Origin of the sequence: Telluria aromaticivorans (genome assembly GCF_013003915.1) — a bacterium.
Classification (GTDB): Bacteria; Pseudomonadota; Gammaproteobacteria; order Burkholderiales; family Burkholderiaceae_D; genus Telluria; species Telluria aromaticivorans.
Genome location: NZ_JABAIV010000005.1, coordinates 79068 through 90538 on the forward strand (window position 1 = coordinate 79068; position 11471 = coordinate 90538).

The 11471-nt window shown below is 66.5% G+C and carries 16 protein-coding genes; 1 reads left to right on the forward strand and 15 read right to left on the reverse strand.

Annotation, left to right across the window (positions count from 1 at the left end; translation table 11 throughout):
* Position 1: 1 nt before the first annotated feature.
* From HGB41_RS15030 to flgB, 4 genes are read right to left on the reverse strand one after another with little or no spacing between them, the layout of a single operon-like run.
* Positions 2-1192 carry a flagellar hook protein FlgE gene (locus HGB41_RS15030; protein ID WP_171085824.1) on the reverse strand — a complete coding sequence of 397 codons (1191 nt, stop codon included), beginning with the start codon at positions 1190-1192 and terminating at the stop codon, positions 2-4.
* Between the two features lie 11 nt (positions 1193-1203).
* Positions 1204-1890 (reverse strand): flagellar hook capping FlgD N-terminal domain-containing protein, encoded by a 687-nt coding sequence (locus tag HGB41_RS15035; RefSeq protein ID WP_171085826.1) that lies wholly within the window; start codon positions 1888-1890, stop codon positions 1204-1206.
* Positions 1891-1894: 4 nt separating this feature from the next.
* Positions 1895-2299 (reverse strand): flagellar basal body rod protein FlgC, encoded by a 405-nt coding sequence (gene flgC, locus HGB41_RS15040; RefSeq protein ID WP_171085827.1) that lies wholly within the window; start codon positions 2297-2299, stop codon positions 1895-1897.
* A gap of 14 nt (positions 2300-2313) precedes the next feature.
* A complete protein-coding gene (gene flgB, locus HGB41_RS15045) occupies positions 2314-2673 on the reverse strand; it encodes a flagellar basal body rod protein FlgB (RefSeq protein WP_171085830.1) in 360 nt (119 codons plus the stop codon).
* 245 nt (positions 2674-2918) lie between these two features.
* Here flgB and flgA point away from each other — a divergent pair, with 245 nt between their 5' ends.
* Entirely contained in the window at positions 2919-3464 is a 546-nt protein-coding gene (gene flgA, locus HGB41_RS15050) for a flagellar basal body P-ring formation chaperone FlgA (RefSeq protein ID WP_371868528.1), read from the forward strand.
* Positions 3465-3466: 2 nt separating this feature from the next.
* On the opposite strand, the gene HGB41_RS15055 is transcribed toward flgA, so the two are convergent.
* The 11 genes from HGB41_RS15055 to fliD are packed head-to-tail and all read right to left on the reverse strand — an operon-like array spanning position 3467 to position 11447.
* Positions 3467-4210, reverse strand: a complete 744-nt coding sequence (locus HGB41_RS15055) for a glycoside hydrolase family 73 protein (protein WP_171085833.1) — start codon at positions 4208-4210, stop codon at positions 3467-3469.
* Positions 4197-4616: a flagellar export chaperone FlgN gene (gene flgN, locus HGB41_RS15060; RefSeq protein ID WP_229423048.1), complete on the reverse strand. Its 420-nt coding sequence runs from the start codon at positions 4614-4616 to the stop codon at positions 4197-4199. The genes HGB41_RS15055 and flgN overlap by 14 nt, the downstream gene beginning before the upstream one ends.
* A 5-nt stretch (positions 4617-4621) precedes the next feature.
* Complete coding sequence (gene flgM, locus HGB41_RS15065) at positions 4622-4930, reverse strand: flagellar biosynthesis anti-sigma factor FlgM (protein WP_171085837.1); 309 nt, start codon at positions 4928-4930, stop codon at positions 4622-4624.
* 4 nt (positions 4931-4934) lie between these two features.
* Positions 4935-5873 (reverse strand): flagellar motor protein MotB, encoded by a 939-nt coding sequence (locus tag HGB41_RS15070; protein WP_171085839.1) that lies wholly within the window; start codon positions 5871-5873, stop codon positions 4935-4937.
* Positions 5874-5875: 2 nt separating this feature from the next.
* A complete protein-coding gene (motA, locus tag HGB41_RS15075) occupies positions 5876-6787 on the reverse strand; it encodes a flagellar motor stator protein MotA (protein WP_171085841.1) in 912 nt (303 codons plus the stop codon).
* Between the two features lie 45 nt (positions 6788-6832).
* A complete protein-coding gene (locus tag HGB41_RS15080) occupies positions 6833-7573 on the reverse strand; it encodes a FliA/WhiG family RNA polymerase sigma factor (protein WP_171085843.1) in 741 nt (246 codons plus the stop codon).
* A gap of 25 nt (positions 7574-7598) precedes the next feature.
* On the reverse strand, positions 7599-8057 hold the full coding sequence (locus HGB41_RS15085) for a flagellar basal body-associated FliL family protein (RefSeq protein WP_171085845.1): 459 nt from the start codon (positions 8055-8057) through the stop codon (positions 7599-7601).
* A gap of 10 nt (positions 8058-8067) precedes the next feature.
* Positions 8068-9303, reverse strand: a complete 1236-nt coding sequence (locus HGB41_RS15090) for a flagellar hook-length control protein FliK (protein ID WP_171085847.1) — start codon at positions 9301-9303, stop codon at positions 8068-8070.
* Positions 9304-9311: 8 nt separating this feature from the next.
* Complete coding sequence (locus tag HGB41_RS15095; RefSeq protein ID WP_171085851.1) at positions 9312-9629, reverse strand: hypothetical protein; 318 nt, start codon at positions 9627-9629, stop codon at positions 9312-9314.
* Positions 9622-10011 carry a flagellar export chaperone FliS gene (gene fliS / locus HGB41_RS15100; RefSeq protein ID WP_171085854.1) on the reverse strand — a complete coding sequence of 130 codons (390 nt, stop codon included), beginning with the start codon at positions 10009-10011 and terminating at the stop codon, positions 9622-9624. The genes HGB41_RS15095 and fliS overlap by 8 nt, the downstream gene beginning before the upstream one ends.
* Positions 10012-10049: 38 nt before the next feature.
* Entirely contained in the window at positions 10050-11447 is a 1398-nt protein-coding gene (gene fliD / locus HGB41_RS15105; RefSeq protein ID WP_171085856.1) for a flagellar filament capping protein FliD, read from the reverse strand.
* Between the last annotated feature and the right edge of the window lie 24 nt (positions 11448-11471).

Genomic DNA, 11471 nt, shown 5'->3' on the forward strand with positions numbered 1-11471 from the left:
GTTACAGCGCCTGCATCAGGGCTTGCATCATCTGGTTCTCGGTCGTGATGACCTTCGAATTCGCCTGGTAGTTACGCTGCGAGGTCATCAGGCCGACGAGTTCCGAGGTGATGTCGACGTTCGAGCCTTCCAGCGTGCCTTTCGACAGCTTGCCGGCCAGGCCCACGCCCGGGGTGCTGTACAGCGGCGTGCCCGAAGCGTTGTTGGCGGCCCAGCTGGTGTCGCTGGTCGAGATCAGGCTGCCTTCGTCCGGGAAGGTGGCGATCGCCAGGGTGCCGACGACCTGCTGCTGCTCGTTGCTGTACTTGGCCACGATCGAACCGTCTTCGGCCAGTTCCACGCCCACGAAGCTGCCCGAGGCATAGCCGTCGCTGCGGTTGGTGGTGGTGGTGGCTTCGCCGGCGAAGTGGGTGGTGCCGCTGTAGTCGATGGTGAAGTTCAGGGCAGCCGCGCCGCCGCCAGCCGCCACGGTTTGCGTGGCGCTCTTGGTGCCGGCCGGGATCTGGCCCAGGGTGTCGAAGGTCAGGGTGGTCGAGGTGCCCGACGGTGCCGCGTTGTCGATGGCGTAATGCACGGCGACAGTGTTGGCGCCGGTCTTGACGAAATACTGCGACACGGTGTGCTGGGTGCCGAGCGAGTCGAACAGCACCGACTGTTTCACCATGTTGTAGGTCGACGAGTCCGTATAATTGAAGGCGGGGACTGCCGGTTTCGGAGCCCAGTCGGCCGACAGGTTGCCGACGAAGTTGATGCCGGTGCTGGCCTTGGCCGCGATCTGGCCGGTCGGGATCTTGATGTCGCCCATCACGCCGATCACGCCGCCCACGGTCGGGCCATAGCCCTGCACGTTGCGGCCGGCTGCGTCGACCAGGTTGCCGTCCTTGTTGGCCGAGAAGATGCCGACGCGGGTGTATTGCATCACGCCCTGGGCGTCACGGCTGGTAAAGAAGCCGCGGCCCTGGATGGCGGCGTCGAGTCCGCGGCCGGTGTTCTGCAGGCTGCCGTTCTGGCCGATGTTCTGGGTCAGCGAAGCCACTTCCACGCCATTGGCCTGGTCGCCGGCATACACCGAAGCGAAGTTGGCGCGGCTGCTCTTGAAGCCGAAGGTGCCGGCGTTGGCGATGTTGTTCGAGACGGCTTCCAGCTGCTCGTTGATGGCCTGGATGCCGGACAGTGCGATATTGAAGCTCATGTGAATTCCTTTTAGATATCCGAGGCGGCCAGGCTCTTGCCCTTGCCGTTGAAACCGGTGACGCTGGAGGGATCGACTTCGCCGACGCCGGCGACCTGCAGCAGGATGCCGCCGGTGGCCGACATGCGCACGCTGTCGAGGCGGCCGCTGACTTCCACCGCCGGTTTGGTGCCATCAGAAGCTTCGGCACTGATGCTGTAGTTGCCCGGGGCCAGGCCGAGCGCGGCCGGGTCGAGCGTGAAGGGCAGGGCGCCGGCGCCGTGCGAAGGCAGGCTGACGCGGTGCTGCTTGCCGTCGACGCCGGTCAGCACGAGCGAGGTCGCGGTGCTGGCGCCGCCCAACTGCACGTTGCCGCTGATCTTGTCTTCGCCCAGGCGCACGCGGCTGGTTGCAACCGACACGTCGCTGCCGACCTGGGCGCCCATCGCCATGACCTGCAGGCTCTGCAGCACACTGGCGCTGGCGCTGGTGGTCTGGGCCAGCTGCTGCAGCGCTTCGGTCTGCGACAGTTGCGACAGCTGGTTCACGAACTGGGTCGGGTCCGACGGCGCCAGCGGATCCTGGTTGCGGATCTGCGCGACCAGCAGCTTCGTGAACATGTCCTTGTTCTCGCTGGTGGCGGTGCTGGTGGCGATCTTGTCGTTGTTGGCGCTGGTGTTCGGCGTCGAGAAGCCGAAAGAATTAGTAGTGGTAACCATCGGATCAGCCCTCGCCCATCTTCAGCAGCGACTGCTGCATGTTCTTGATACGGCCCATGACCTCGACATTGGTCTCGAAGGCGCGCGAGGCGGCCATCATGTCGGCCATCTCGGCCACTTCGTTGACGTTGGCGTAATACACCATGCCGTCGGCGTCGGCGACCGGATTGTCCGGCTCGTACATCTTGCGCAGCGGCTCGCTCGACTGGACCACGTCCAGCACCTGCACGCTGGCGCCGCCCGACTCGCCCATGACGGCGGCGAATACCGGCTTGCGTGCGCGGTAGCCTTCGGCTTCCGAACCGGCCACGGCGTTGGCGTTGGCCAGGTTGCTGGCGATCGTGTTCAGGCGCACGGTCTGGGCCGCCATGGCCGATCCGGCGATCTGGGAAATATCCTTGAAACCCATGTCTTAGTTCCCGTTTATTGGCCGGTGATGGCTTTGTTCAGGCCACGCAGCTTCATGTTGATGAAGGTCAGGCTGGTCTGGAAGTCGGAGGCATTCTGCGAGAACGCGGCCTGCTCGACGCCGATCTCGACGGTGTTGCCGTCGGCGCTGGGGTGGAAGGGCACGCGGTAGAGGGGGCCGTCGCTATCCAGCGTCGGCTCGCCCGCCTCGGCGGCGATCTGCTCTTGCAGGGCCGACGCGAAGTCGATGTCGCGCGCCGTGTAGCCGGGCGTGCTTTCGTTGGCGATATTGGCGGCGAGCACCCGGGTACGTTCGGCGCGCACCTGCAAGGCGTCGGCGTGTACCCCCAGGGCTTCCTTAAAATTAATCGTCATATCGATCCTCTGTCGGTTTCCTGCGTTGTTTCGGTAGAATGGCCGCTCATCGTTTCTCAACCGCCACCCTCTATTTAACAATGATTGCTTTCCCTAGGGCAACCTCGTTCATTGTATCCTGTCTTTTATGCGCCACAACCGAGGCCGCTCAATCTATTTCTTTGCAGATAGAACAAGCCGCCCGTGGACAAATCGACAAACAATTGCAGGCCAGCGGCCTGGCCGAGCCCCAAATCGAGCTCAGCGTGGTCAGCGCACGCCCAGCGCCGCCGTGTAGCGCCCCAGTGGCGATCGAGGCGCTCGACACCCGCCAGTACGCACGGATGCGCTTCGTGGCACGTTGCCTAGAGCCGCGTGGCTGGAAACACGATTTCGTGGTGCGGGCCCGCATTACGGCCGTGGTGGCGGTCACCGCGATGTCGCTCAGGAACAACGAAGTATTGACGGATGAGCACATTACGCTCGAGCGGCGCGACGTCACGCAGGTGGCTGACGCCATCGGCGCGCCGGAAGCGGCGGTCGGCCAGACCAGCCGGCGCAGCTTGCGCGCCGGTGAAATCCTGCGAACCAGCAGCCTCACCTCGCCGCTGATGGTCAAGCGCGGCGACCAGGTACTGATGCTGGCGCGTCACGAGGGGATTGAAATCAGCATGGGCGGCGAAGCGCTGGATGCCGGCGCGCGCGGCGCTACGGTGCGTGTGCGCAACGCGGCGAGCGGGCAGGTGGTGCGGATGCGGGTAACCGGCGCCGGCACGGTCGAGCCGGTCGACGTGCCGGGCATCAGTCGCTAAGCTCAGCCGTCGCTGCCTTGCAACTTGGTGGCCAGGCGGGTCAGCTTGGCCGCATAGGCCGGGTCGGTCGCGTAACCGCCCTTGGCCAGGCCCTGGGCGAAGGCCTTTGCATCATTGCCGACACCCAGCGCGCCTTTATAGCGCGGGTTATCGGCCAGCATTTGCGCATAGTCGCGGAAGGCGCTGCCCGCATCCGGGTAGGAGCGGAAGCGTTCGCGGGTCTTGATGGCGGCGCCGCCGATGTATTCGGTGGTCGCTGATTCGCTCACGGCGCCTTCCCACTTCGATCCGGCCTTGATGCCGAACAGGTTGTGGCTCGACTCGCCGCTGCCGTTGCGCAGCGGGCGCTGGCCCCAGCCAGATTCCAGCGCGGCATGGGCCGAGACCAGTTCCGGCGCCACGCCGAGCTGTTCGCCAGCCTGGCGCGCCCAGGGGGCGATGCTGTCCAGGAAAGCCTGCTGCTCGGGCGTGGTGTCAGCGCCCGATACCGCATCAACGCCATCGACTTCGTTCTCTCCGCTGATCAGGCCGGCCGCACGCGCATGCCAGATGCTGCCTTCGGCGCTCAGGGCAGCAGCGCCGCTCTCGCCGCCGTCACCATTCTGGATGTAAGCGGCCACTTCGCCCTGCACCTCGCCGAACATGTTGCCAAAACCACTACCGCCGCCGATCGCGGCGGTCGGGCGGGTAGCGGCGGTCGGCGCCAGCGGCGACAGCGGCGCGGTCGCAAAATCAGCGTGGCGCATAAATCCCTTCCTCGCCGTGCAGCACGCGCTGCATCACGGTGTACTGTTCGGCCAGCAGGCTGCCGTTGCGGGTCGAGGCCGCCTTGCAGGCCTGCACCGTGTGTTCCAGGTCGGCCCAGGCTGCGGCCAGTGCGCCCTGTGCCGGTTCAATGAGTGTCGCGATGAATTGCGCCATGGTCGCCTCCTCGCCCAGCAGGGCGCGCACCAGCGAGACACGCTGCTGGCGCCGTGCATCCATGGCATCGAGCAGGGGAGCGAGCAGCCCGGCGAGGGAAGTCAGTTCGGCGGTCTGGTGGCGCAGCGCGGCGTCGAACTGGCGCTCGAGCAGGGACAGCACTTCGGCACTGTCGCGCACGTCGGCCTGCACGCCGTCGACGAGCAGCGCATTGGCCTGTGGGCGGGTCATGCGGCTCATCCCCGGCCCCCGCCATGGAAGCGCTCGATCAGGCCGGCCAGGCGGCCTGCGTTGAACGGCAGCTCGCCCTTGGCCAGCTGGTCGCGCAACTCGGCCACGCGTGCGGCATCGAAGTCCGGCATTGCGCGCAGCGCCTGCGCGGCCGGCTGCAGCACTTCCGACTGCAGGGCGGGCGCGGCGGAGGACGCCGATGCCGTCTCGGCCGGCGCCTGCACGGTGGTGCGCTGGGTGCCGAGGGTCACGGTAGGAGCGATCGCGCCGGTGATTTTCATGCGGTTACCTCGGGTTTTCGATTGGATGCTCATGGGTTTACTTCGGCAATTGGCTGCGCAGCTTTTCCAGTGCTGCCGCGTCGGGCATGCTGATCGACGCGTCCTTCCCCAGCGGGGTCGTGGCGCCGGGCTTGCCGAACATGCTGGAGACCATGCGCGACTGGGCGGTCGTCAGGATCAGCAGTTCGATGCGGCGGTTCACTCCCGCCAGCGGTTCCTTCGTTTCCAGCGGCGCGCGGTCGGACATGCCCACCACCTGCAGCACGGACTCGGAGCGCATGCCGCCGTCGAGCAGTTCGCGGCGCGCCGACAGTGCGCGGTCGGTCGACAGCGCCCAGTTCGAATAGCCGCCCTTGTCGGACCCGGCAAAACGCGACGAGTCCGTATGGCCGACGATCAGCATCTGGTTCTTCATCTGCGCGAACAGCGGGCCCATCTTGCGCAGCAGGCGCACGAAGCGCCCGGTGGGCAGGGCGCTGCCGCGCATGAACATGCCCTGGCGGTCGGTGTCATGCAGCATGACGCGCAGGCCATAGGGCGTGATCACGGTGTCCAGGTTGGCTGCCAGTCCGGCGTCCGCACTCATCTCGCCCAGCGCTTTCGACAGCGCCGCCAGATCCTCGGGCGATTCGTAGGCCACGCGCGTCGCGTTCGGGCTGCCGGGCGCCTGGTTGCCGGCGCTGCCGGCCAGCGGCAGCTCGAAGCGCTCGATCATGCTCCCGCTCGGTTCCGCGGCGATCTCGGGCTTGCGGCCCTTTTCGTCGAGCATACCGTTCTCGGTTGCATCACGCACGATTTTCTTCAGATTCTGTTGTTCCCGTGAGGCAATCAGCCACAAGACTAGAAACAATGCCATCAAAGCCAGGCAAAAGTCGGCGAAGGCCACCTTCCAGGCGCCGCCGTGCTCGTCATGCGCATGCTTGCCGCCGCCGCGCTTGACGATGGTTGATTCGTGCTTTTCGTTAACTTTTGACACGATTACCCCGTCATGCGGTCGGCCGTACGGCGCCGCTTGTTCTGCGACTCATCCTCGCCGCCCATCGCATTGATCCACTGCTCTAATTGGGCGAAGCTGGGCTTGGTGTTCAGCTGGATCAGGCGGCGGCCGGCGTCGATCGCCAGCAGTGCCGGCTTGCCGGCCACGTGGGTGCACAGCACCACCTTGACGGTTTCCATGGTCGAGGCTTCCGAATTGACCAGCTGCTTCATCATGTTCGCCAGCGGTTCCAGCAGGCCGTAGCAGAAGAAGATGCCGATGAAGGTGCCGACCATCGCGGCGCCGATCTTTTCGGCGATCTCGCCCGAATCCGCACCGCCCGAGACCGAGAACATCGCCATCACGATGCCCAGCACCGCGGCCAGGATGCCGAAGCCCGGCATCGCTTCGGCGATCTTCTGCAGCGACTTGGCCGGCTGGGTCAGTTCTTCGTGGATGGCTTCCAGTTCCTGCTCCAGCACGCCTTCGAGCTCGTGGGCGTTGATCTTGCCCATCGCCATCAGGCGGAAGTTGTCGACGATGAAAGCCAGCAGCTTCGGCTCGTCCAGGATGCGCGGGTAGCGCTGGAACAGCGGGCTTTCCGACGGCGCTTCGACGTGGGCGTCGAGCGCCTTCAGGCCGCCGGCCGCGGTCTGCAGCAGTTCGTACATCAGGAGCAGCAGCTGGCGCTGGAATTCCGAGTCGTGCTTGGTGCGCGCCATGACTTTTTTCAGCTGGTGCGCCATCTCGGCCAGCACGTGGCGCTGGTTGCCGAGCACCAGGGCGCCGAAGGCGGCGCCGCCGATGATCAGGAGCTCGATCGGGTGGAAGATCGAAGCGAAGGTACCGCCCATCAGGGAGAAGCCCCCGAAGACGGCGCCGAGCACGATTGCGAGACCTAGTAATTGCTGCATGACGTACTGCCTTTCTTGTTGCCTGCTTATTTCCGTGTGGTGAACTCAGGCGCGCCCGAGTGCAGCCTTCATTTTTGCCAGTGCACTCTTGTTGAGCTGGCAGACGCGGGCGTCCGACAGGTCGAGTACCGCGGCGATTTCCTTGTAGCTCAGTTCGAACTCGTAGATCATCTGGATCACGCGCTGTTCTTTTTCGTTCAGGCTGCCCAGCACCTGCTCCAGGCTGCGCCGCACCATATAGCCTTCTTCCGGGCTCGGCGCGCTGTGGGCGTGCTCCAGGGATTCCTGCAGCACTTCGTCGAAGCTGAGCATCTCTTCGGCGACGTCGTCCAGCACCTGCTGGCGGAATTCGTCCGGGCTCAATCCCAGTGCGGCAGCGGCCTCCTTCTCGCTCGGCTCGCGCCCCAGGCGGCGGGTGAGGGCGCGCAGCTCGTCGCGCATGCGGTGGCTGTCCTGGCGCACCGCGCGCGGGCGCCAGTCCTGCCGGCGCAGCTCATCGAGTATGGCGCCGCGCACGCGCAAGGACGCATAGCTGCCGAAACCGTTGTCCGGCTCGCCATAGCGGCGCAGCGCCTCGAGCAGCCCCATCAGCCCGATCTGCTCCATGTCCTCGCGCGAGACCGCGCCGGACACCTGCGAGTTCAGCTGGCGCACGATGCGCTTGACCAGCGGCGCATATGCGAGCAGGTGGCGCTGCTCCTCGCCCGGGGTCATGCCCGCGTTGGCGGGCGCTTCCCCGTACAAGGCGGCGGCGCTGGAATCGGCATAGTCGGCTGTATAGGCCACGATGTCCCCGGTGTCTATTGGACGGTCATTCGACGATCAGCTTGCCGATCATGACTTCGGAAAACGGCTTTTCATGGTTTTCCTTGGCATAGCTGGCGTCGAAGGTCTTGTTAAGCTGCTGGGCGTACTGTTCCACCGTCATGCTGGACGCTTCCGCCACCGTGTAGGCCGACAGGCTCGCTACGGCGACGCTGCGCAGCAGCGGCAGGTGTTCCTTGGCTTCCTTTTCCTGTTCCGCCGTGGTGGCCAGCACCAGGTCGACCGACAGGTAGTGGGCCGTGGCCTGGTTCGGGGCGCGGCGCAGCATGACGATCACCTTGTCGAGGGTGACGTACTTGGTCAGCTTCTTTTCCGGCGCCGGCTTGGCGGCGACTCCGGCAGCGCCGGCTACGGGCGCCATGTACCACATGGCGCCGCCGGCGGCTCCTGCGGCGAGAAGGGCGACACCGAGGAAGGCGGCGATCAGTTTGGCTTTACTGTTCATGGTCGTGGGCTCAGGCGCGTCCGCTCAGGGAGAACGCGGTGTTGGAATGGTGGGCCTCGGCCAGGGCGGCGCCGGGAGTGCGCTCGTCATGTTCCTGGTCCTGCTGGCGGCCGCGGCCCTGTGCATCAGCACCGAAGCCGGCGCCGCTGCCGGCTTGCGCGGCGGCCTGGGCACGCGGCGTGGCCTGGCTGATGTTCACCGACACGTCGGTGTACTGGCGGCCGGCGAGGTCGCTGCGCAGGTTGTCGCCGACGGTGTTCAGCTGGCGCAGCACTTCGCTGTGGGTGGCGGTGATGTTCACTTCGAGCGCGCCCGCGCTGTGGCGGATCGAGATCTCGACCCGGCCCAGCATCGGCGGCTCGAGACGGATCACGGCCTGCTCGGCGTTTTTCGTGAGCTGCAGGTTCAGGCGGTCGCCCAGGGCTTCCTGCAGCGACTGGCGCCAGGCGGTCGGCGGACCAGCCAGGGTCAGGGTGCCGCCATCGCGCGCAGGGGTGCTTGGTGCGGCCGGGGCGGCGACGCCGAAGCCGGCATTGCTGCCTGCCGACTGGGCGGCTGCTTCAGGCGCGGCGCCGTCGCGGGGCTGGGCCTGCACCGCTGCGGGAGCCGGCTGGCTTGTTGTAGCAGCCGGTGCCGGCTGGGCACTGGCTGCGCTGGCGCGCGCCAGCTGGGCCGAGGCGGTATCGATGGCCTGGGCCGGCAGTGCGGCGTCCGCGCTGACGGCATGCGGCGCGGCGGCGGCCAGTGGCAGCTCGATGGCGCCGGCGGCGCTGGTGGCTGCAGTGCTGCCCGCAGTGCTGCCGAACACCGCTGCCGCGGCACTCGTCGAAGCCTGCTGCTCCGGCTTGCCCGAAGCGAGGCGCAGGCCGGCGGGGAGGGCGGCCGGCATGGCCATCATCATCGACGGCATCAGCGGCATGGCCATCGCGGCCAGCAGCGTGGCATTGCCGGTATCGGTCGTTTCTTCCGCAGCGTCGGCAGGCGCCGGTGCAGCTGCAGGGGCCGAGGCATCCTGCAGCGCCGGGTCGGCGCTGGCCAGTTCCGGCACCGGCAATTCGCCGGCCGGCATGGCGATGGCATTAAGGTCCATGAACTGCAGGAAGGGCATCGCGGCAGGAATGCCCGAGGCGGCGATTTGCGCCGGGTCGAGCGGAAGGCCATCGGCCGGGGTTGCGGCTGCTCCGGCTGCGGTGCCGTTGGCGGCTACGGTGGCGTCGCCGCCGGCCGGCAGGGGTGCGCTGTTCATCGTGATATTCATGTGGTGGTGTTACCAGAATCGGGTTCGCCCGCGAGGGCATAGGCCATCCAGCCCTCCTTGTTGACGCGCATGTCGTCGAGGCGCGCCTGCAGCTGCCCGGAGGCGGCGGCAACCTGGCCTGCTGCGCCATCATGCGCGCTGCGCAGGCGGCCGAGGGCGGCGCGCTCGGCGCTGCTCCATGGCGCCGTAGCAGCCAGCACCTGCAGCTGGGGGCCGAGCTCGCGCGTGGCGCGGGCCAGCAGCTCCCAGTCGGCGCTGGCGCCGGCGTCAGCCAGCGCCTTGGCAAGGCTGTCGATGGCGCGGGTCCTATCCATTACGCTCTTGCACGCCTTTCCAGCCCTGGCGGATGGTGGTCAGCACGCGGATCACTTCATCGACCATGGTCGGGTCGAGTTTGATGCCGGCGCCGTGCAGGTGCTGGGCGCAGAAATCATAGATACGCGCCAGGTTGGCGACGGTCTCGCCGCCCTGGTCGAAGTCGAGGGAGCTCGACAGGCCGTTGATGATCTCGACGCACTTGTCGATGCTGGCTGCCTTGGCTTCGAACCGGCGGGCGGCGATGTGGGCGCGGGCGCGCGCCAGCTCGTCGAGCAGGCCGTCGGTGAGCAGCAGGACCAGCTCCACCGGCGAAGCGCGCGAGGTCTGCGCATCCAGGTTGACGGCGTGGTAGCTGCCGTAGGCTTCTTGATAGGACATGTGGATCCCGTAGTGTCGGTTGATCGCGGCAATCGCGCTTAGTCTTTGTTGTTGCCGAACAGGGCATCGAACATCGACAGGTTGTTGGTCATGGCGCCTTGCAGCGACTGCAGGGCCGTGAATTGGCGCAGGTAGCGGTTGTAGGCTGCCTCGTGCTGCTGCTCGAGGAAGGCCTGGCGGTCGGCCAGCGTCGACTGCAGGTTGCTGGTCTGCTCCTTGCGTTGCTTGATCTGTCCGTCGGCGGTATTGCTCCAGCCCTTGATGAATTTGTCGAGCGCGCCGGCAATGCCGCTCGGGCTTGAAACCGAGCTGGAACCGATCAGGGTATCCAGGCCGGTCGGCTTGAGGGCCAGCTGGCGCTGCAGGCGCTCGGAATTCAGTTCGAGGGTACCGTCCTTGGTTGCGATGATGCCGAACGAGGCCAGCGTATCGCCGACCGTCGTCGGGCGCAGCAGGGTGACCAGGCGGTCGTTCAGCGCGCGGATGCCACCGTCGTGGGCGAACGAGCCGCCGGCCGCACCCTTGGACGGGTCGCCCGAGTCGGTCAGCTTGTTCAGCACGCCCTTGAGCTTGTTGTAGGCATCGACAAAGGCCTGCACGTTGGCGATGGTGTTCTTGCTGTCGGCACCGACCGCGATCGCGACCGGCGCACTGCCGGGGGCCTGGGCCTTGGTGAAGGTCATCTTCACGCCGGCGATATTGGTGAAGGTATTGCTGGCCTGGGTGATCGGGGTGCCGCTCTCGGAGCCGATGCGGATCTCGGCGTCCTGCGCCACCACCAGGGTGCGCCTGCGCAGCGGATCGGCGTTGGCCGAGGCCAGGCTGGACGCGCCGCTGATGCCGGTGGTGTCGATCGTGATGGCGCTGTCCAGGCCTGTGTTCTTGGCGGTCAGCACCAGCTCCGAGGTGGCGCCGGTGGTGACGATCGAGGCGGTGACCATCGAGGTGTTGCCGGTGGCGCTGTTGATTGCCGCCGCCAGTTCGCGCGTGCTCAGCGTCAGGTCGCCGTCGGTGTCCGCCGCGTTCAGGTTGACGGCAAAGGCGAGCGAACCGCCCATGTTGATGTTCAGGGTACCGGACACGCCCGCGTTGTCGGTCAGGCCGGCGTAAGACACCTGGCTGGCGGTGGCGAGCTTGGCGACGAAGAACGAGTAGTTGCCCGGGGCCGCGGTGGCGCCGGCGGTGGCGCTGCCCACCGTGGTGTCGCTGAAGGTGGCCGACTGCGCATAAAGGTTCTTGTTCAGGCCAGTGAGCGCGGCCAGGCTGGTCTGGAACGCGGTCATCGCCGAGCCCAGGTCGGTCAGCCCTTTTTCGGTGGCCTTCGCCGCGGCGCTCTGGGCGTCGATGATCTTCTGGCGCGCCATGACGTACTTGTCCGCCAGCGAGTTAGCGGTGGTGATCGGGTCGTAGCTCGGTGCGGTGATTGCGGATGCCATGTCGTTTCTCCTGACTCTACTTGC